Origin of the sequence: Mycolicibacterium rhodesiae (genome assembly GCF_002086695.1) — a bacterium.
Lineage (GTDB): Bacteria > Actinomycetota > Actinomycetes > Mycobacteriales > Mycobacteriaceae > Mycobacterium > Mycobacterium rhodesiae.
Genome location: NZ_MVIH01000026.1, coordinates 20,353 through 40,191, shown reverse-complemented (window position 1 = coordinate 40,191; position 19,839 = coordinate 20,353). Strand labels below are relative to the sequence as shown.

The following is a 19,839-nucleotide window of genomic DNA, read 5'->3' as shown; positions in this document are numbered from 1 at the left end:
GCCCCGAACGCCGCGCCCCCACCCGCACCTGCCCCGGCGCCGGAACCGACGACCTAGATACTCTGGGCACGTGCAGAAGCCCAATCGTGTCGCCGCGGCCGGCGCCTGGCTGTTGGAGAACGGCCACCGGACGCTGCTCGCGCTCACCGGCGGCCGGTACCCCCGGACTGTGATGGGCATGCTGACCGTCGAGTTGCATACCGTGGGCCGCAAATCCGGGAAGCCGTACGCCAACCTGTTGACGTCTCCGGTGCACGACAAGGAGCGCATCGTCGTCGTGGCCTCCAAGGGCGGGCACCAGGACCACCCCGACTGGTACAAGAACGCGATGGCCAACCCGGAGGTCGCCGTGACCGTCGACGGCGCGACGGTTCCGATGCTGGCCCGCACCGCCAGCCCAGAAGAGCGGGCCGAGTTGTGGCCACGAGTTGTCAAGGCTTACAAGGGATATGCGGGCTATCAGCGCAACACGCCGCGCGAGATCCCGTTGCTGATCCTGGAGCGCCGCCGAGCGTTCCGATAGTCAGACAGCCGGCGTCCAGCCCGTGGTGTCGGCCCATTCCCACGCGCGGCGGTAGGCATCGAGGAACCACGGCTCCTTCGCTTGCGCATAGGCCCCGATGTCTGCGTGCTGAGCCGCGGAGTGTTTGACCGCCAGATAGTCGGACCGCACACCAGGGTTGGCCTTGAGCCAGTCCACGAACAGCAGAGCGAACCGCTGATTGGGCCAGCCGTCCACCCGGATGTGCACGTTGGTGGGCCGGCCCGGGTCGCCGGAGGCGTGGAAACGCTTGTGCCACAAGGCCGGATCGGTACGTGCCTTCGGCACATCGGAGGTGATCGACTCGACGCGGGGATACCCGGCCCGCAGTAGGTCTTCGACGAGTTCGTCGGCGACCTCGAGCGAGGGGACGGTCACCTGGACGTCGATGACGTCCTTGGCGTCCATGCCGGGCACCGCCGTCGACCCGATGTGGTCGATGCGCACCGCCCGATGCCCGCAGGTGGTGTTGAGCCGGGCCAGAATCCGCCGAGCCTGATCGGGCCAGGTCGGATCGGCAGGCACGACGGCAGCCGAGCTCGGCACCGGCGTGCGGGTGGTGAGGTTGTGGGCGAACGGCAGGATCCGCTGGTACCACAGCTCCCGAGCCTGCTCGACGAGCTGCCCCGCAGAGCCGGAGTTGTCCAACCAGACGTCGGCCACCTGCCGACGCTGCTCCTCGGTGGCCTGCATGGCGATGCGGGCCCTGGCATCCTCCTCGCTGAACCCGCGGTATTCGATCAGCCGCTTCACCCGGAGCTCCGGATCGGCGTGCACGATGATCACCAGCGGGAACATCGGCGCCATCTGCGACTCGACCAGCAGCGGGATGTCCTCGACGATCACGGCATCCTCCCCCGCGGCGGCGATCAGCTCCGAGCGCCGAGTCGCCACCAGCGGGTGAACGATGCCGTTGAGGGTCTGCCGCTTCTCCTCGTCGCCGAATGCGATCCCGGCCAACGCCGGGCGGTTCAGCGCACCGTCGGGCAGCAGGATCTGTGAGCCGAACGCATCGACCAGCTTGGCCAGGCCTTCGGTGCCCGGTTCGACGACCTCGCGGGAGATCACATCTCCATCGACGACGATGCCGCCACATTCCGAGAACGTGGCGGACACGGTCGACTTGCCGGCGCCGATACCGCCGGTGAGTCCAATACGCAGCACTGCACCAGTCTTTCAGGCAGCCCAGACGACGAACGCCCCGGCTCGGGTGAGCCGGGGCGTCAATCGTGGATTACTTAGGCGTTGCCCGCCAGCTTCTCGCGCAGAGCGGCGAGCTGAGCATCGCTGGCCAGCGAACCACCGGCCGACTCACCCGAGCTGGAGGAGGAGGACGACGTTGCGCCGTTACCGGCCGGACGCTCGGCCGCCTCGGCTTCAGCCTTGGCGAACTTCTCCATCTGCGCGGTGTGCATCTTGTGCCGGCGCTCGGCCTCGGCGTAGCGGGCCTCCCACTCGGTGCGCTGCTTGTCGAAGCCTTCCAACCATTCGTTGGTGTCGGCGTCGAAGCCCTCCGGGAAGATGTAGTTGCCCGCATCGTCGTAGCTGTCGGCCATGCCGTACTTCGAGGGGTCGAACTCCTCGGTGTAGTCCTCGTTGGCCTGCTTGAGGCTCAGCGAGATGCGGCGGCGCTCCAGGTCGATGTCGATGACCTTGACCATGGCGTCGTCGCCGACCTGCACGACCTGATCCGGCACCTCGACGTGGCGCTCAGCCAACTCGGAGATGTGCACCAGACCCTCGATGCCTTCTTCGACACGGACGAACGCACCGAACGGCACCAGTTTGGTGACCTTGCCCGGCACGATCTGGCCGATGGCGTGGGTGCGGGCGAAGTGGCGCCACGGGTCTTCCTGAGTCGCCTTGAGCGACAACGAAACCCGCTCGCGGTCCATGTCCACGTCGAGCACCTCGACGGTGACCTCGTCGCCCACCTGAACCACCTCGGACGGGTGATCGATGTGCTTCCAGGACAGCTCGGACACGTGCACCAGGCCGTCGACGCCGCCGAGATCGACGAACGCGCCGAAGTTGACGATCGAGGACACGACACCCTTGCGGATGGCGCCCTTCTGCAGCTGGTTGAGGAACTCGCTGCGCACCTCGGACTGCGTCTGCTCCAGCCACGCGCGGCGCGAGAGCACCACGTTGTTGCGGTTCTTGTCCAGCTCGATGATCTTGGCCTCGATCTCCTTGCCGATGTACGGCTGCAGATCGCGGACGCGTCGCATCTCGACCAGCGACGCGGGCAGGAAGCCGCGCAGGCCGATGTCGAGGATCAGGCCGCCCTTGACGACCTCGATGACGGTGCCCTTGACGGCCTCGTCCTTCTCCTTGAGTGCCTCGATGGTGCCCCAGGCGCGCTCGTACTGGGCGCGCTTCTTGGACAGGATCAGGCGGCCTTCCTTGTCCTCCTTGGTGAGGACGAGGGCTTCCACCTCATCGCCGACGGACACAACCTCATTGGGGTCGACGTCGTGCTTGATGGAGAGTTCGCGGGAGGGGATGACGCCCTCGGTCTTGTAGCCGATGTCGAGCAAGACTTCGTCACGGTCAACCTTGACGATGGTCCCTTCGACGATGTCGCCATCGTTGAAGTATTTGATGGTCTTGTCGATCGCGGCGAGAAAGTCCTCGGCCGAGCCGATGTCGTTGACGGCTACTTGCGGCGAGGTGACGGTGGGACTTGGCATATTGTTGGGTTGCTCCGGACAGGCGTAATCGTAGGGACAGTTCTCTGGGATGTATCTGTGGTGCTGTACCCGCAGAGTGCACACAGGTACTGTCCGAGACTACTCGACTAGGCACACGCTGGACAAACCCGGGTCTGTGAGCCCGCTGTGGACGGCCCTCGTCGAATACCCTGCTCAGGTGTCCTACCCCTTCCCGCCGCAGTTGCCCCGGCCGGTCCGCAAGGTCGGCGCACCGCTGGCGGTGATCATCGTTCTCGGCACGGTCGCCGGTTTGATCTTGACGCTGCTGACCGCGGTGAACCCGGCCGGCACCGTGATCGGTTTCGTCCTGGCCACTACGGCCACGACGCTGGTGGTGCTGTCGTATCTGTGGCTGGACCGGTGGGAACCGGAGCCGCCGCGGCTGCTGGTGTTCGCCTTCGTCTGGGGTGCCTCGGTTGCCGTCGTGGTGTCGGTGGGCCTCGAGGTGGTCTTCGACGCCGCGGTCAACACCGCCGGTTCGGAGTCCAGCCCCTTCACCATCGCGGTCGGCGCTCCGCTCATCGAAGAGGCGGCCAAGGGGGCGTTCCTGCTGTTGATGATGACGGGTGTGCGCCGCGCCGAGCTGAACTCACTGACCGACTGCCTGGTCTATGCGGGGATGACGGCGATCGGCTTCGCCTGGCTGGAGAACATCTTCTACATCGCCGACGGCGGCTCGCTGGGCGATTCCCTGCTGACCGCGGGATTGCGTCTCGTGATGGGGCCGTTCGCCCACCCACTGTTCACGACTTTCACCGCAATCGGCGTGCATTTCGCTCTGCAACAACGCAGTTGGTTCGCCAAAGCGGGGTGCGTGGTGCTCGGGTACCTCGCCGCGGTGGTGATGCACGGGCTGTGGAACGGTTCGACGCTCGTCGGTGTCGGCGCCTACTTCGGGGTGTACGTGGTGTGGATGATGCCGGTGTTCGCCCTGGCTGTCACGCTGGCGGTGCGCAGCCGCCGGCGCGAGCAGCGTGTGGTGGCCGAGAAGCTGCCGGGCATGGTCGCCGCGGGTCTGGTCACCCCTGCCGAGGCCGGCTGGCTGGGGTCGATCCGCACCCGTAAGGAGGTCGTGGCCGCGGCCACCCGTTTCGGCGGGCGCCCGGCCGGCCGCGGGGTCAAGAACTTCGCCATCCAGGTTGTCGAGCTGGCATTCGTCCGGGACCGCATCGACCGCGGTTTCGGCGATGCCCGGGTGTTCGCGCTGCAGCAGCTCGAGGTCGACGGTGTGGTCGCTGCCCGCGCCGCCGCCGGGCCGGCGCTGCACTGGCTGAACGGCTACCGGCCGCCGGTATAGGGCTGCGACTAGGCGATGACGGTGTAGCCGAGGTCCTCGAGCATGCCGATCTCGACCGCTGTCAACTTGATGCGGCGAACGCCCGTTCCGATGCTCGGGCTCATCAGCGACCCCGCGAACGTCGAACCGTTCAGATGCGCGCCGGTGGCGTCCAGCGGCACCAATCGGCCGTAGGCCGCAGTCGCATTCGGACCGCCGAAGTAGACGCTGCCGCCGCGGGTGGTGGCCCAGGAGCCGTTGCTCGAGAACAGACGGGTACCGGTGCTGGTTGTAACGAAGCCGTCCAATTTCGTTCGGTAGGTCGACGACGATGCGCTGCCGACCGTCGAAAGGAAGCCCAGCGTGTGCACGAGTTCGTGCAATGCAACTGTTTCAAAATCGGTTTCGAGGAAGTTCGGGGTGCTGTCGAAGGACCAGGTGTGCGCGGAGTTGAACACGATGGTGCCATCGGCCTGCGTGCCGTTCTGGTCGATCCCGGTGAGGATCTTGTGTTGCACCACAGTGTCTTCGAACTTTCCCCCACCGACGATGGCGAGGGAGCTGCTGCCGGTACCGAGCAGGCTGGAACCGGGTGTGCTCTGGACGGTGATCAGATAGCTGACGGTCACCGGGAGTGCGGCCGACGGCACGATGCGCGACGCCAAGAAATCCCCGGCCGCCTGTAGAGCAGCACGCGAAGCGGGGGTCCACAACGGCTCCGATCCGGAATCGAACGTGAACGCGAAGTGCAACGCCGGCGTCCCGATTGCGTACTGGTTCACCGTGACCGACGCCGTCGTGCTCGGCGAGCGGAAGAGGTTCAGCAGGTTGATATGCGGTCCGACATCCGTTGCACGCACGGCGAACTCGTCAGTGCCGGTGAAATCCGACCCTGGGGTGTAGGTGAACGTGCCGTCGGGGGCAATCGCAACGGTGCCGTGCAGCGGCGCACCGGCGCCTGCAGGGACGACCTTGTACTTGATCACGTCCCCTTCGGGGTCGACCGCGCCGATGGTTCCGCTGATCACCCCGTCATGCTGACCGGTGACCTGGACCGGCTGCACAGTCGGTGCGTTGTTGAAGAAGGTGCGGCGAATCTGCAACGGCAGGTGGTCGACGAAATTCTGGACGGGGTTCGCTGACGCCGACGCCGCGGGCCGAGCAGCAATCGGGGCGCTGACGATTGGATCGGATGTTGTCGTCACCGCCGCCTGCGTCGTCGGTGCCGGTCGCCTCGCGCCTACCAGCGGGGAGCCGAGCAAAGGTGTCTGGCGGGCGCTGACCGCCGACGGCCTCGCGGCGGCTCGCTGGGTGGGCGCGGCGTGTCCGGACTGGCGGGCAACGCCACCGCTCGGCTTGGCGTGCCCTGTCGACGCCGACGGCGAACTCGATCCGCCCCCGTCGTCAGCGCATGCGACACCGGCCGCCTGCAGCCCGACCCACGAAAGCCCCACCATGAAGGCAAACGCACCGACGCGCGCCTCCCACCCAACCTTCGACATCGAAATCCCCCCGGTTTTCGCGCATGTGATGCGGTCGGACCGACGGTACAGTCTCGGACGTCATTGCAACGATATTTCGCCTAACGAATTTGCTCGGCGCCCCAATTCAACCGGCGACGTGGGGTACTGGTGCGCGGCGGCGTCCCAACTCGTCGAGGATGTCGCGCTCACTGGCTGAACGACTGAGACTGCCAGCCGCCTCCCATGTTCGGCTCCTACCTTCGCGGGCATGATCCAGCACATCCTGGAATATGCCGGCATCGGGGTGCTGGCCACCTCCGGTGCGGTGGTCGGCGTCCGCAAGGGCTTTGACCTGTTCGGCATCGCCGTTTCGGCTGCTTTGACCGGTATCGGCGGCAATCTGCTGCGCGACGTCCTGCTGGGCGTCTTCCCGCCCGCCTCGCTGCAGCGGTGGGCCCCGATCACGGTGTGTGTTGTGGCTGCACTGCTGACCACGGCATTCGCCAAGCTGGTCATCAGGCTCAGCCAGTTGGTCCTGGTTCTTGACGCCATCGGCATGGGGTTCTTCGCGACCACCGGCGCGGCGATCTCGGTCGATCACGGTGCCAGCTACTTCGCTGCGGCGCTGCTCGGCATGGTCTCGGCCGTCGCGGGCACCATCATGCGCGACGTCGTCGCGCGGGACGTGCCGATGGTCATGGGACCCGACGACATGTATGCCGCGCCCGCGGTACTGGGTGCGGTCGTCTACGTCGTGATCGATTCGATGGGTTCACAGTGGCTGGGGGTAGCGATCGGATCGCTGGTGGCAACACTCCTACGGCTGGCCGCCATCACCTTCCACTGGCGACTGCCCACCGGGCCGCGCGAGCTGCACCTGCGGCCGGACCCGGACGATCACCATCAATGCGCGGCGGCGTCCCAGCTGCGGCCGTACCCGACCGACACCTCGAGCGGAACGTCCAGCGCATAGGCGCTGCCCATCTTGTCGCGGACCAGCTCGTCGAGGGTGTCGCGTTCGCCGGGAGCGACTTCGAACAGCAGCTCGTCGTGCACCTGCAGGAGCATGCGCGATGCCAGTCCACGTTCCTTGATCGCCGAGTCGACGTTGATCATCGCCACCTTGATCAGGTCGGCGGCGCTGCCCTGGATGGGCGCGTTGAGTGCCGCGCGTTCGGCGGCCTCACGCACCTGCCGGTTGCTGCTGTCCAGTTCCGGCAGATAACGGCGACGGCCGAACACCGTCGAGGTGTATCCGTCTTTGCGAGCCTGGTCGACGATGTCGCGCAGGTAGTCCCGGATTCCGCCGAACCGGTTGAAGTACTGCTCCATCTGGACCTTGGCTTCTTCGGTCGAGATCTTCAGCTGCGCCGACAGGCCGTACGCACTCAACCCGTAGGCCAGGCCGTACGACATCGCCTTGACGCGGCGCCGCAGTTCCGCGTTGACCTCGTCGATCGGGACGTCGAACGCGCGCGACGCGACGAACGAGTGCAGGTCCTCCCCGGTCCGGAACGCCTCGATCAGGCCTTCGTCCTTCGACAGGTGCGCCATGATCCGCATTTCGATCTGGCTGTAGTCGGCGGTCATCAGCTCGGCGTAGCCGCCGCCCACGATGAACGCGTCGCGGATCTGCCGCCCGGCGTCGGTGCGGATCGGGATGTTCTGCAGGTTGGGTTCGGTCGACGAAAGCCGCCCGGTCGCGGCGATGGTCTGGTTGAACGTGGTGTGGATGCGCCCGTCGGCGGCCACGGACTTGAGCAACCCATCGACGGTGACCTTGAGTCGGGTGGCGTCGCGGTGGGCCAGCAGATGCTCGAGGAAGGGGTGGCCGGTCTTGTCGAACAGGGACTGCAGCGCGTCGGCGTCGGTGGTGTACCCGGTCTTGGTGCGCTTGGTCTTCGGCATGCCGAGTTCATCGAACAGCACGACCTGCAGCTGCTTGGGTGACCCCAGGTTGATCTGCTTACCGATCACCTCGTACGCCGCGTCGGCGGCTTGCCGAATCTGCTCGGCGAACTCCCGCTCCAGAGTGTTCAGTTTGTCCAAATCGACTGCGATGCCGACGTTTTCCAAACCGGCCAGCACGGCCTGCACCGGTAGCTCCATCTGGCCCAGCAGCGACGACGAGTCGATGCGCTCCAGCTCCTCGTCCAGTGCGTCGGCCAGGTCGGCGACCGCACGAGCGCGCAGGATGAGCGTCTGCACCGCCTGGTCGTCCACCCCTTCGCTGTCATCGAGAAGCGAAAGCTGTTGCTGCTCAGGGTTATCGGCACGCAACTCGCGACGGAGGTAACGCAGCGACAGGTCGTCGAGGGCGAAGCTGCGTTGCCCGGGCCGCACCAAGTACGCCGCCAGCGCGGTATCGGAGGTGACGCCGGCCAGCTGCCAGCCCCGACCGGCGAGATCGTGCATCGCAATCTTGGCCTCGTGCAACACCTTTGGTGCACTGTCATCGGCCAGCCAGGCTCCCAGCGCGGCCTCGTCGTCGGGGGTCAGAGTGGCGGTGTCGATGTAGGCGCCGTCGCCGTCGGCGGTGGCGATCGCCAGTGCGGTGGCATCACCGTCGTACACCCGGTGGGTGCCGACGACCGCGACACCGGACCGGGCGCCAGTGCGGGCGTGCTCGTCCAGCCACGCCGCCACCGTGCCGGGTTCGAGTTGCCCACCGCGGACATCGAAGCCCTCGTCGACCTCCGGTTCGACGGCGGCCAGCGTGTCGAACAGCCGATCGCGCAGGACGCGGAATTCGAGGTCGTCGAACAGACGGTGGATCTGGTCGCGGTCCCACGGCTGCACGCGCAGCGTGTCGGGGGTCTGCGCGAGCGGGACCTCCTTGACCAGTTCGGTGAGATCCCGGTTGAGGATGACGCTGGACAGGTTCTCGCGCAACGCATCTCCGACCTTGCCGCGTACCGCGTCGACATTGTCGACCAATCCCTGCAGCGAGCCGTATTCGACGATCCACTTGGCGGCGGTCTTCTCCCCCACCCCCGGGATGCCCGGCAGGTTGTCGCTCGGGTCGCCCCGCAACGCCGCGAAGTCGGGATACTGCGTGGGCGTCAGACCGTACTTCTCCACCACTGCCTCGGGGGTAAACCGGGTCAGGTCACTGACGCCCTTGCGCGGGTAGAGCACCGTGACGTCCGGGCTGACCAGTTGCAGCGCGTCGCGGTCGCCGGTGACGACCAGCACCCGGTAGTCCTCCTGCTCGGCCTGGGTGGCCAGCGTGGCGATGATGTCGTCGGCCTCGAATCCGGGCTCGGCCAGCACGGTGATGCCGAGTGCATTGAGCACTTCCTTGGTGATCTCGATCTGGCCGCGGAACTCGTCCGGCGTCGCCGAGCGGCCTTCTTTGTACTCCGGGTACTTCTCCTTGCGGAAGGTCTGCCTGGAGACGTCGAAGGCGGCGGCCACGTGGGTGGGCGTCTCATCGCGCAGCAGGTTGATCAACATGGCGGTGAAGCCGTACACCGCGTTGGTGGTCAGCCCGTTCTTGGTTTTGAAGTTCTCGGCGGGCAGTGCGTAGAACGCCCGAAACGCGAGCGAATTGCCATCCAGCAGCAGCAGGGTCGGTTTCTGGTCCGTAGCGCTCGCCGTCACGCCATCACTCTATGCACCGCCCCCGACACTCAGTACCCGAGGAGCTTGCGGAATCGTTGCCCGACGGCCATCGACTGGCCCATCCGCTGCACCCATCCGTCGAGTGCGGCCTTGGTGTCGGCCGGATCCCAGCCGCGCTCCTGGCCGAGGGCGAGCATGCCGGCCTCGTCGGTGACTCCACGCTTCTGTGCGGCGAGGGCGAGTTCGGCGTAATTGCCCAACGAGATGCCGTTGATCGGCTCCCAGATCGGATCGTCGTCGGCGACCGACTTGTTCGACGGGCCGCCCAGCAGGGCGGGATCACTGAGTTTCTTGAAAAGTCCCATGCCACGAGTCCACCCCGCATCGTCGGCTACCGATCCCAACTTTCCGAACTGGAACACGTTTCAGTTCGGCCGCCCCCATCGAATACGATGACCCGGTGCCAGCTTCTCCAGACGCCCCCACACAACTACCGGCGATCGACGGTTGGTGGGACCACGACGACGCCGGTGTGCCGCATCTGATCGGCGCCAAGTGCCCGCAGTGCGGGACCTACGTGTTCCCGCCGCGGGCCAACAACTGCCCCAACCCGGCCTGCGACAGCGACGTGCTCGAAGCTGTCGCGCTATCGCGCCGGGGCACGGTCTGGAGTTACACCGAGAACCGCTACGCACCGCCCCCGCCCTACCCCTCGCCGGACCCATTCGAACCGTTCGCGGTCGCCGCCGTCGAGCTCGCAAACGAGGGTCTGATCGTGCTGGGCAAGGTCGTCGAGGGCACGCTGGCCGCCGACCTGAAGGTCGGGATGGAAGTGCAGCTCACCACCATGCCGCTCTACACCGACGACGACGGCACCGAGCGCGTCACCTACGCATGGGAGATCGCGAAATGACCGCTGAACCGGTGTACATCCTCGGTGCAGGCATGCACCCGTGGGGCAAATGGGGCCGCGACTTCACCGAGTACGGTGTCGTCGCCGCCCGTGCCGCGCTCGCCGAGGCGGGATTGGACTGGCGCCAGATCCAACTGGTGGCCGGCGCCGACACCATCCGCAACGGCTACCCCGGCTTCGTGGCGGGTGCGACGTTCGCGCAGAAACTCGGCTGGAACGGCATCCCGGTCACCTCGAGCTATGCGGCCTGCGCCAGCGGTTCGCAGGCCCTGCAGAGCGCGCGGGCGCAGATCCTGGCCGGCTTCTGCGACGTCGCGCTGGTCATCGGCGCGGACACCACGCCGAAGGGCTTCTTCGCCCCGGTCGGCGGCGAGCGCCGCAACGATCCCGACTGGCAGCGCTTCCACCTGATCGGCGCCACCAACACGGTGTACTTCGCGCTGCTGGCCCGCCGCCGGATGGATCTCTATGGCGCCACCCTCGAGGACTTCGCGCAGGTGAAGGTCAAGAACGCACAGCACGGCCTCAATAACCCGTACGCCCGGTACCGCAAGGAGGCCAGCGTCGAGGACGTGCTGGCCAGCCCGGTCGTCTCCGATCCCCTTCGGCTGCTGGACATCTGCGCGACCTCCGATGGTGCGGCCGCGGTGATCGTGGCCAGCAAGGCGTTCGCCGAGAAGCATCTCGGCTCGGTTCAGGGCGTGCCGTCGGTGCGCGCGGTGAGTCTGCAGAGTCCGCAGTACCCGCAGCACCTGCCCGAATTGCCGGACATCGCAACCGATTCCACCGCCGTGGTGCCGGGACCGGACCGCGTCTTCAAGGATCAGATCCTCGACGCCGCGTACGCCGAGGCCGGCATCGGCCCCGAGGATCTGTCGCTGGCCGAGGTCTATGACCTGTCCACCGCGCTGGAACTCGACTGGTACGAGCATCTGGGCTTGTGCGCCAAGGGCGAAGCCGAACAGCTGCTGCGCAGCGGCGCCACCACGATCGGCGGCCGGATTCCGGTCAACGCCTCCGGCGGCCTGGCCAGCTTCGGCGAGGCCATCCCCGCCCAGGCGATCGCCCAGGTCTGCGAACTCACCTGGCAGCTCAAGGGTCAGGCGACCGGCCGTCAGGTCGAAGGCGCCAAGGTCGGCGTGACCGCCAATCAGGGCCTGTTCGGCCACGGCTCATCGGTGGTCGTCGCGCGCTAGGTGAGCCGTACCGTCGTCGTCACCGTCAAGCCGGGCAGCCGTAAGGGGCCGCTGGTCGAGACCGCCGAGGACGGTTCGCTGACGATCTTCGTACGGGAGCCTGCCGTCGAGGGCAAGGCCACCGAGGCCGCGGCTCGGCTGCTCGCGAAGCACCTGGGGGTACCGCGCAGCGCGGTGACGTTGACGGCGGGCGCGACGTCTCGGGTCAAGCGGTTTCGCGTCGAGTAGTCTGAGCGCCGCCGCCCCGCCAGACCTCGACGGCATCCTGCAGCGGCAAACCCAGTGCGTCACAGAGGCTTACAACGGTGCCGAAGCTGGGACTGGGCAACCGCCCGACCTCGATTTTGCGCAGTGTCTCCGGGGAGATACCCGCATCCTTGGCGATGGCCTCCGGTGGCCGGCCGGCCCGCGCCGTCCTGATCAACGCGCCGAGACGTTGTCCGGCTCGGATCTGCTCGGGGCTCAGCGGTACGCGCACCATGCCGCCGAGTATACGGTATAAAAATACCGACGAAGGGAACGCACTCCGATGATCGAACTCAAGACCGCCAAGGAAATCGACAAGATGGCCGTCACGGGTGACTTCGTGGCGCGCACACTGGCGACGCTGGCGCACGAGGCCGAACCGGGCGTGAACCTGATGCAACTCGAACACCGCGCCAGGGCACTGATCGACGAGCGCGGTGCGATGTCCTGCTACTGGGACTACTCGCCGTCGTTCGGCCGCGGCCCGTTCCGCAATGTCATCTGCCTGTCGGTCAATGACGCTGTACTGCACGGCCTTCCGTGGGATTACGTACTGCAGGACGGCGATCTACTCAAGCTGGACTTCGCCGTCTCGATCGACGGGTGGGTGGCCGACTCCGCGGTCACGGTGATCGTCGGAGACAACCCCAACCCCGCGGACACCGCATTGGTCGACTCCACCCGCCGCGCACTGGACGCCGGTATCGCGGCCGCGGTTCCGGGCGGGCGTCTCGGCGATATCTCGGCGGCGATCGGCGACGTGGCCGCCGCCTCGGGATACGCCGTCAACACCGACTTCGGCGGACACGGACTGGGCCGCACCATGCATGAGGACCCGCATGTACCCAACCGAGGCAAACAGGGCCGCGGCATGATCCTCAAACCCGGCCTGACGCTGGCGCTCGAGCCGTGGTGGGGACGCGGAACCAACCAGCTGATCGTCGATCCCGACGGCTGGACACTGCGGGCCGCCGACGGATCCAACACGGCCCATTCCGAACACACGATCGCGATCACCGAGCAGGGCGCCCGCATCTTGTCTACCGTCGTCTGATGCCGGATTGGGACACGTTCGCCGTCATGGTCGGCGGCGTCGGGGGCGCGCTCGTCGGACTGCTCTTCGTCGCAATATCCATCCATGCCAAGCAGATCGGGGACTCCCCCAGCCTGCGCCACCGCGCCGCCCAGACGCTGGTCGTATTCACCACACTGCTCCTGGTCGCAGTCGTGCTGGCCGTTCCGGGACAACCGGACCGGGTGATCGGCGCCGAGCTCGTCGTCCTGGCGGTGGGCTCGGCGATCCTGTTGATCCGGCTGGGCCGGTCGGCTGAGGGCACCGACAACACTGCGCTCGGAGCGCTCCTCAAGCGCGTCAATCCGAATGTGACCACGGCGCTGGGAATCGCGCTCACCGGCGTTCTGTTGCTTGCGGGGGCGCGCTGGGCTGCCTACACGCTGCTGCCCACTACCTGCATCGCCATCATCGGCGGGCTGGCCAGCGCCTACCTGCTGCTGACCAAGCTCTCCGACTGATCACGCCACCCCGAGATATGCCGCGCGAATGCTGTCGTCGGCCAACAAATCTCGAGCCACCCCGCTGCGGGTAATGGTCCCGGTCTCCAGGATGTAGGCGCGGTCCGACCGGGTCAGCGCCTGCTGGGCGTTCTGCTCCACCAGCAGGACGGTGGTGCCCTGCGCGTTGATCTCGGAGATGATCTTGAAGATCTGCGAAATGATCATCGGCGCAAGGCCCATCGACGGCTCATCAAGCAGCAGCACCCGTGGCCGGGCCATCAGCGCACGCCCGATCGCCAGCATCTGCTGTTCTCCGCCGGACAGTGTGCCGCCGACCTGGGTGCGGCGCTCGGCGAGTCTCGGGAACGTCTCGAACACCCAATCGAGGCGCTCACGGTGCTCGGTCTTGCTGTCGAACTTGCGTCCGTAGCAACCCATCTCGAGGTTCTCGGTAACGGTCATGCCGGGGAAGACACCGCGGCCTTCGGGAGCCTGGATGAGGCCGTCGATGGCGCGCTGATGTGCTTTGACCCGGCTTATGTCGCGGCCCTCGAACCACACCGATCCCGACGACAGCGGCCGCAGTCCGGAGATCGCCCGCATCATCGTGGTCTTCCCGGCCCCGTTGGAGCCCAGCAGCGTCACCAACTCACCCTGGCGCACTTCAAGCGAAACGCCGTGCAGCGCTTCGATTCTGCCGTAATGCACCACCGCGTCGCGGATCTCGAGCAGCGGGGCGTTCTCAGAGCTGGTCATCGGGCACCCCCAGGTAAGCGGCGATCACGGCCGGGTCGTCGCGGATCTCGGCAGGCAGACCGTCGGCGATCTTGCGGCCGAACTCCAGCACCACGATCCGGTCGGTGACGCCCATGACCAATCGCATGTCGTGCTCGATCAGCAGCACGGTGTAGCCGTCGTCGCGGATGGCTTGAATCAACTCGATCAAGGCGGCTTTCTCGCTCGGGTTGAAGCCGGCCGCCGGCTCGTCGAGGCACAGCAGTTTCGGCTCGGTGGCCAGTGCCCGGGCGATCTCCAGCCGACGCTGGTCGCCGTAAGGCAGGTTCTTGGCCTTCTCCTCGCCGCGATGCGCGATGCCCACGAATTGCAGTAGCGCAGCGGCTTTTTCGATGGCTGATCGCTCTTCGTGGCGGTGCCGCGGTGTGCGCACCAACGCGCCGGGGACCGATGTCTTGTGCCGCGCGTCGGTGCCGACCACCACGTTCTCCAAGGCGGTCATCTCGCCCCACAGCCGGATGTTCTGGAAGGTGCGGGCGATCCCCCGTCGGGTGATCTGGTGCCGCTTGATCCGGCCCAGCGGCGCGCCGTCGAAGGTCACCGATCCCGAACTCGGCCGGTACACACCGGTGATCGCGTTGAAGCAGGTGGTCTTGCCCGCGCCGTTCGGTCCGATCAGCCCGAGGATTTCGCCCCGCTTGATTTCGAAGCTGACCGAATCCAGCGCGGTCAGGCCGCCGAACTTCACAGTGAGATCCTTGGTCTCCAGCAGGGTTTCACCCTCAGCGACATCGGTGTCACGCGTGAATACAGCCAGACTCTCGTCGATCGGGGTGTCCGGATCGTCTTGGGTGCGACCGCCGGCGGAATGCGTCATGCGGCCGACTTCGAATCGTCGGCGCTGCTCAACAGGTAGCGGGCGCGTTTGCCGTAGGCGAGAAGCTGCTGGCGAACCGGGAACAGCCCCTGAGGGCGGAAGATCATCAGCACCACCAGCGCCAGGCCGAAGAACAGATACTTCAGGTCGCCAAGGTTGATACCCAGGAAGTGGACGCCGAGCAACCGGTTCGGCAGGTAGACGATCACAAACGCTCCGAAGATCACGCCGAGCTTGTTGCCCTGCCCGCCGAGGACCACCGCGCACAGGAACAGCATCGAGTTGATGATGTTGAAGGTTGGCGGCGCGACGTATTGCACCTGCCCCGCGTACAGCGCCCCGGACAATCCGCCGATCGCGGCGCCGATCACGAACGCCCACAGTTTGAACCGGAACGTGTTGACGCCCATGACTTCCGCGGCGTCCTCGTCCTCGCGGATCGCCACCCAGGCCCGGCCGACCCGGCTGCGTTCCAGGTTGCCTACCAGCAGCAGAATTCCGACGATCAGGATCAATCCCAGCCAGAACCACCAGGTGCCGTAGTTCGCGTGGCCTGTGGAGTTACCGCTGGAGAACACCCCGTCGGGCAGCTTGTCGGTCTGGCCGACCCTGGGATACGCCACCCCGTTGAGACCGCGCGAACCGTTGGTGACCCCGGACAGGTTGTCGGCGAGCAATCGGATGATCTCGCCGAATCCCAATGTGACGATGGCCAGATAGTCGCCGCGCAGCCGCAGCGTCGGGATGCCCAGGATCAGGCCGGCGAGTGCGGTGAAGGCCATCGCGAGCGGAACGCACGACAGCCACGCCCAGTTCTCGCTGAACGCCCCGCTGCCGCTGATCTGGTTCCACGGGCTGTCCGGACTGGTGAGCAGGGCGACGGTGTAGGCACCGACGGCGTAGAAGCCGACGTACCCCAGGTCCAGGAGACCGGCCTGGCCGACGACGACGTTGAGGCCGATCGCGATGATCGCGACCATGGCGAACTGAGCCATGGTGCCGCCGAAGCTGATTCCGGGCGTATCGAAGAACGGCGGCGGATGCAGTGGCGAGAGCGCCAGCAGTGCGAAGCCCAGAATTCCGAAGCCCCACTTCTGCACCCGGCTCAGGCCCGACCACCAGCCGCGCAGCCCGTCGCCGGGAGCCAGCAGCCGGCCCGACCACTTTCCTGGCGTCTGCTCGCTCATGCGCGCGCCTTTCCGAGGCTTTCCCCGAGTATCCCGGTGGGCCTGATCAGCAGCACCAGAACCAGCAACACGAAAGCGACGACGTCGCGCCATTGCGTGCCGAACACGGCCTGGCCGTAGTTCTCCATGATGCCCAGCACCAGTCCACCGAGCAGCGCGCCGCGCAGGTTGCCGATTCCGCCGAGCACAGCCGCCGAGAACGCCTTGATGCCCAACAGGAATCCGCCGGAGTAGATGATGCCCTGCGGCACCTTCAGGGTGTAGAGCAGCGCGGCCGCACCGGCAAGTAGACCACCGATCAGGAACGTCGTCAGGATGATCCGCTCCCGGGATACCCCCATCAGCGTCGCCGTCGTCGGGTCCTGGGCCACCGCGCGGATGCCACGGCCGAACTTGGTCCGGTTGATCGCGATATCGGTGAGCGCCGCGAAGATGAGCGCGGCCGCGACGATCACCAGGGTGACGTTGGAGACCGTCGCACCGAAGATCTCGAACTGGGTCTTGGGCTGCACCAGGATGATCGGCTGTTGGGCGTTGCTGCCGCCGTAGCCCTTGATGATCTTGGGCAACACGAAGTGCACGAACTCCTGCAGCACGAACGACATACCGATCGCGGTGATCAGGAACGTCAGCGGTCTGGCGTTGCGTCGCCGCAGCGGCCGATAGGCGACCAGCTCCAAACCCATTGCGGCCGAACCCGATACCAACATGGCGAACAGCATCGCGATGCCCAGGTACAACACCGTCAGCAAAACGCCTTTGCTGTAGGCATTTCCGCTCGGGGTGAACCCCAGAATCAAGTCGAGGCAGAAGTAGGCCCCGAACATGCCCAACATGAAGATTTCGGAGTGCGCGAAGTTAATCAGCCGCAGCACGCCGAATACCAGGGTGTATCCCACAGCCACCAGGGCGTAGATGGCCCCCCAGGACAAGCCGTCGATGGTCAACTGCCAGAAGCCGTCTCGCAGATTGTCGATGTTGAAACCGATGTCACTGGCGAGATACGCGATCTGACCGAAGTTCTCGTAGACCATCTAGGCGGCGGCCTCCTTGGTGTCTGAAACGAGAACGCGTCCGAGCCAAGTGGTCCCGGACGCGTCTCGCGAAACGGCTACTGAACCTTGTAGATCCAGATCAGGGTGGTGGTGAGTTCACCCTTGTCGGTCCACTGGTACTTACGGGCAACACCCTGACCGTTGTAGTTCTTGACCCAGTCGAGCAGGTCGGGGCGGGTGATCTTGCCGGCGTCGATGCCCTTCAGCAGAACGGTGCCGAGATCGTATCCCTCGGTGCTGTAGGTGCCGGGCGCCTGACCGAACTTCTTGGTGTACTCGTCAGCGAAGCTGCCGGTGGCCGGGCCGCACGGGCAGGACAGGATGGCGTCCTTCGAGGACTGCCCGGCCTGCTTCACGAACTCCGGATCCTTGGTGCCGTCGGCGCTGACGAACTTGCCGGTGTATCCGCCGTCGCGCAGCTGCTGGACGAACGGCGCAGCCTCGGCGTAGTAGCCGCTGTAGAACACCGAATCCGGCGACTGCCCCTTGACCTGGGTGACCGCGGCCGAAAAGTCCTTGTCGCCCTTCTTGACCGAGATCTTGCAGGCATCGAGCGCCACCGGACCGAGGGTCTCGCGGACCGCCGTCGCCAGGCCGACACCGTAGTCGGTGCTGTCGTCGACGACGCAGACCTTCTTCTGCTGCAGCGTGTTCTTCAGGTAGTTGGCGACCGACGGGCCCTGCACACCATCGTTGGCCAGACCGCGGAAGAAGGTCTTCCAACCCTGCTCGGACAGCGTGACGTTGGTCGCCGACGCGGTCGCCGAGACCAGGCCGGCCTGGTCGAACACCCCGCCGGTGGCCTTGGTCTCGCCCGAGAACGCCGGGCCGACAAGGCCGATCGTGAACGCGTCGTCGACGATCTGCGGCGCGATCGCGGTGGCCTTCTGCGGGTCGCCTTCAGTGTCGAACGGCTTGAGCTGCACCTGGCAGCCGGGGTTGGCGGCGTTGTGCTTGTCGATGGCGAGCTGCACGCCGTCCTTGATGTTGATGCCCAGCGCGGCGTCGGGACCGTTGAGCGCACCCGCCATGGCGATGGACACCGGCGGGCAGGTGGCCTTGCCGTCACCGGCCGGATCGGCCGGGGTGGCACCGGCGTCGGGCTTGACTTCCGCGCCGTTCTGGTCGATCTGGACCTGCTCGACGATCTTCAGGTCGCCCTGCGAGGCGTTCCCACCACCGCTCGACGGGGACTGCTGGTTGCAGCCGGCGATGCCGATGACCGCCAGCAGCGCCGAACTAGCGGCGATTGCACTGCGTGTCGCGCGTCCGCGCACGTTTCACCTCCGGGTCAGTAGTTTCACGGCGCCGACATCGCAGACCGCACTCCGGCCCACTCTCGACACTGCGGTAGAACATAACCAACCGGTGGCCGCAGCGCGTCATGTTGGCCAACGCCTGGCCGTGAGCATATTCCGGATCGCGGCAAACGGCGCGGTCAGAGGAAACGCAGAGTTAACGCATCAATTCGACGCCGGATCCGAACCGGGCGTGTCGAGGGTCTCCAGCACCACCTCGGCGACCCGCTTCATCGTGGTGCGCCGGTCCATGGCCGCCCGCTGAATCCACTTGAACGCTTCGGGTTCGGTCATGCCCTGGTTCGCCTGCAGCAGCCCCTTGGCCCGCTCCACCAGTTTGCGGGTCTCCAGCCGGTCCGACAGGTTGGCGACTTCACGCTCAAGTTCGGCGATCTCACCGAACCGGCTGACCGCGACCTCGATCGCCGGGATCAGATCGCTGATCGAGAACGGTTTGACCAAGTACGCCATGGCGCCGGCGTCGCGAGCTTTTTCCACCAGGTCGCGCTGACTGAAGGCGGTGAGCACGACGATCGGCGCGATGCGCTTGCTGGCGATCTCGGCGGCGGCGTCGATTCCGTCCCGACGCGGCATCTTGACGTCCATGATCACCAGGTCAGGGCGCAGCTGTTCGGCCAACTCGACGGCCTCCTGGCCGTCGCCGGCCTCCCCGACCACCTCATAGCCCTCGTCCCGAAGCATCTCGGCGAGATCCATCCGGATCAACGCTTCATCCTCGGCGATCAGCACCCGGCGGGATGTGCGGTCTTCGGCGTCCGTCATGCGGCCATTGTTGCGTGGTCAGCGGTAATCAGCCACCTCGGAGTACTCCGACCGACCGGTTGGCGGCAGCGACGCGGTCATCCACTATGGTGGGACACCGCCGTGAAGACGGCCTGCCCTCGTATCCCAACTGGCAGAGGAAACGGATTCAAAACCCGTGCAGTGTGAGTTCGAATCTCACCGAGGGCACTTAAAAGAGCAGGTAGATGGCTATGCTTAGGTGATCTATTAGTTGCAAATGCACCTTATTTTGTGCATACAGTATGCATACCGTATGCACTATGCCTTCGCAGGTCAGCGGGCCCTTTTTACGGCAACGGATATCAAATCCGTTTCCTTCGACGGGCATTCACGGCCCAGACCTGCGGAAACGGCCGAGCATCTCTGATGCGCCGGTCCGAAACATGGCCCGTCTGACTGCCGCATTCAGCTCAATCGAGCGCTAGTGCGCCAATCGAACTTGCGCCTAGGCAACG

Annotated in this window: 20 protein-coding genes and 1 tRNA gene; 9 read left to right on the top strand and 12 right to left on the bottom strand. The window is 66.0% G+C overall.

Annotated features, from left to right (window positions below; genetic code table 11):
- The first annotated feature begins 70 nt into the window (after window positions 1–70).
- Window positions 71–523 carry a nitroreductase/quinone reductase family protein gene (locus BST42_RS27480; protein WP_083122874.1) on the top strand — a complete coding sequence of 151 codons (453 nt, stop codon included), beginning with the start codon at window positions 71–73 and terminating at the stop codon, window positions 521–523.
- Here the strand turns inward: BST42_RS27480 and coaE are convergent, their stop codons facing one another.
- A complete protein-coding gene (coaE, locus tag BST42_RS27475) occupies window positions 524–1,705 on the bottom strand; it encodes a dephospho-CoA kinase (RefSeq protein WP_083122873.1) in 1,182 nt (393 codons plus the stop codon). It lies immediately after the preceding gene.
- 74 nt (window positions 1,706–1,779) lie between these two features.
- The gene (gene rpsA, locus BST42_RS27470; RefSeq protein ID WP_083122872.1) at window positions 1,780–3,234 is read right to left on the bottom strand and encodes a 30S ribosomal protein S1; all 1,455 of its coding nucleotides are present in this window, start codon (window positions 3,232–3,234) and stop codon (window positions 1,780–1,782) included.
- A gap of 178 nt (window positions 3,235–3,412) precedes the next feature.
- Here rpsA and BST42_RS27465 point away from each other — a divergent pair, with 178 nt between their 5' ends.
- Window positions 3,413–4,552: a PrsW family intramembrane metalloprotease gene (locus tag BST42_RS27465; protein ID WP_237159613.1), complete on the top strand. Its 1,140-nt coding sequence runs from the start codon at window positions 3,413–3,415 to the stop codon at window positions 4,550–4,552.
- Window positions 4,553–4,560: 8 nt separating this feature from the next.
- Here the strand turns inward: BST42_RS27465 and BST42_RS27460 are convergent, their stop codons facing one another.
- On the bottom strand, window positions 4,561–6,033 hold the full coding sequence (locus BST42_RS27460; protein ID WP_083122870.1) for an Ig-like domain-containing protein: 1,473 nt from the start codon (window positions 6,031–6,033) through the stop codon (window positions 4,561–4,563).
- 229 nt (window positions 6,034–6,262) lie between these two features.
- On the opposite strand from BST42_RS27460, the gene BST42_RS27455 reads away from it, so the two are divergent.
- Complete coding sequence (locus BST42_RS27455; protein WP_083122869.1) at window positions 6,263–6,967, top strand: trimeric intracellular cation channel family protein; 705 nt, start codon at window positions 6,263–6,265, stop codon at window positions 6,965–6,967.
- Here BST42_RS27455 and polA read toward each other — a convergent pair.
- Window positions 6,898–9,597, bottom strand: coding sequence for a DNA polymerase I (polA, locus tag BST42_RS27450; protein ID WP_083122868.1), 2,700 nt, complete (start codon window positions 9,595–9,597; stop codon window positions 6,898–6,900). The two genes, BST42_RS27455 and polA, sit on opposite strands and share 70 nt — an antisense overlap.
- A 29-nt stretch (window positions 9,598–9,626) precedes the next feature.
- On the bottom strand, window positions 9,627–9,923 hold the full coding sequence (locus tag BST42_RS27445) for a hypothetical protein (RefSeq protein ID WP_083122876.1): 297 nt from the start codon (window positions 9,921–9,923) through the stop codon (window positions 9,627–9,629).
- A gap of 95 nt (window positions 9,924–10,018) precedes the next feature.
- Here BST42_RS27445 and BST42_RS27440 point away from each other — a divergent pair, with 95 nt between their 5' ends.
- From BST42_RS27440 to BST42_RS27430, 3 genes are read left to right on the top strand one after another with little or no spacing between them, the layout of a single operon-like run.
- Entirely contained in the window at window positions 10,019–10,471 is a 453-nt protein-coding gene (locus tag BST42_RS27440; RefSeq protein WP_083122867.1) for a Zn-ribbon domain-containing OB-fold protein, read from the top strand.
- Window positions 10,468–11,667, top strand: a complete 1,200-nt coding sequence (locus tag BST42_RS27435) for a lipid-transfer protein (RefSeq protein ID WP_083122866.1) — start codon at window positions 10,468–10,470, stop codon at window positions 11,665–11,667. Before BST42_RS27440 ends, BST42_RS27435 begins: the two co-directional genes overlap by 4 nt.
- Entirely contained in the window at window positions 11,668–11,895 is a 228-nt protein-coding gene (locus BST42_RS27430; protein ID WP_083122865.1) for a DUF167 domain-containing protein, read from the top strand.
- Here BST42_RS27430 and BST42_RS27425 read toward each other — a convergent pair.
- Window positions 11,873–12,148, bottom strand: coding sequence for a helix-turn-helix domain-containing protein (locus BST42_RS27425; protein WP_083122864.1), 276 nt, complete (start codon window positions 12,146–12,148; stop codon window positions 11,873–11,875). The genes BST42_RS27430 and BST42_RS27425 overlap by 23 nt on opposite strands.
- A gap of 48 nt (window positions 12,149–12,196) precedes the next feature.
- Between BST42_RS27425 and map the strand changes: the two genes are divergently transcribed.
- Window positions 12,197–12,967: a type I methionyl aminopeptidase gene (gene map / locus BST42_RS27420; protein ID WP_083122863.1), complete on the top strand. Its 771-nt coding sequence runs from the start codon at window positions 12,197–12,199 to the stop codon at window positions 12,965–12,967.
- Entirely contained in the window at window positions 12,967–13,446 is a 480-nt protein-coding gene (locus tag BST42_RS27415; protein WP_083122862.1) for a hypothetical protein, read from the top strand. The genes map and BST42_RS27415 overlap by 1 nt, the downstream gene beginning before the upstream one ends.
- Here the strand turns inward: BST42_RS27415 and BST42_RS27410 are convergent, their stop codons facing one another.
- From BST42_RS27410 to BST42_RS27385, 6 genes are all read right to left on the bottom strand, one after another.
- Window positions 13,447–14,184 (bottom strand): ABC transporter ATP-binding protein, encoded by a 738-nt coding sequence (locus BST42_RS27410; protein WP_083122861.1) that lies wholly within the window; start codon window positions 14,182–14,184, stop codon window positions 13,447–13,449.
- A complete protein-coding gene (locus BST42_RS27405; protein WP_083122860.1) occupies window positions 14,171–15,040 on the bottom strand; it encodes an ABC transporter ATP-binding protein in 870 nt (289 codons plus the stop codon). The genes BST42_RS27410 and BST42_RS27405 overlap by 14 nt, the downstream gene beginning before the upstream one ends.
- Window positions 15,037–16,227, bottom strand: a complete 1,191-nt coding sequence (locus BST42_RS27400; RefSeq protein ID WP_083122859.1) for a branched-chain amino acid ABC transporter permease — start codon at window positions 16,225–16,227, stop codon at window positions 15,037–15,039. Before BST42_RS27400 ends, BST42_RS27405 begins: the two co-directional genes overlap by 4 nt.
- Window positions 16,224–17,261 (bottom strand): branched-chain amino acid ABC transporter permease, encoded by a 1,038-nt coding sequence (locus BST42_RS27395; RefSeq protein WP_083122858.1) that lies wholly within the window; start codon window positions 17,259–17,261, stop codon window positions 16,224–16,226. Before BST42_RS27395 ends, BST42_RS27400 begins: the two co-directional genes overlap by 4 nt.
- 77 nt (window positions 17,262–17,338) lie before the next feature.
- On the bottom strand, window positions 17,339–18,559 hold the full coding sequence (locus BST42_RS27390; protein ID WP_083122857.1) for a branched-chain amino acid ABC transporter substrate-binding protein: 1,221 nt from the start codon (window positions 18,557–18,559) through the stop codon (window positions 17,339–17,341).
- 186 nt (window positions 18,560–18,745) lie between these two features.
- A complete protein-coding gene (locus BST42_RS27385) occupies window positions 18,746–19,363 on the bottom strand; it encodes a two-component system response regulator PdtaR (RefSeq protein WP_036344739.1) in 618 nt (205 codons plus the stop codon).
- Window positions 19,364–19,478: 115 nt separating this feature from the next.
- On the opposite strand from BST42_RS27385, the gene BST42_RS27380 reads away from it, so the two are divergent.
- Window positions 19,479–19,552 (top strand) — tRNA-Leu (locus BST42_RS27380).
- The last annotated feature ends 287 nt before the right edge of the window (window positions 19,553–19,839 follow it).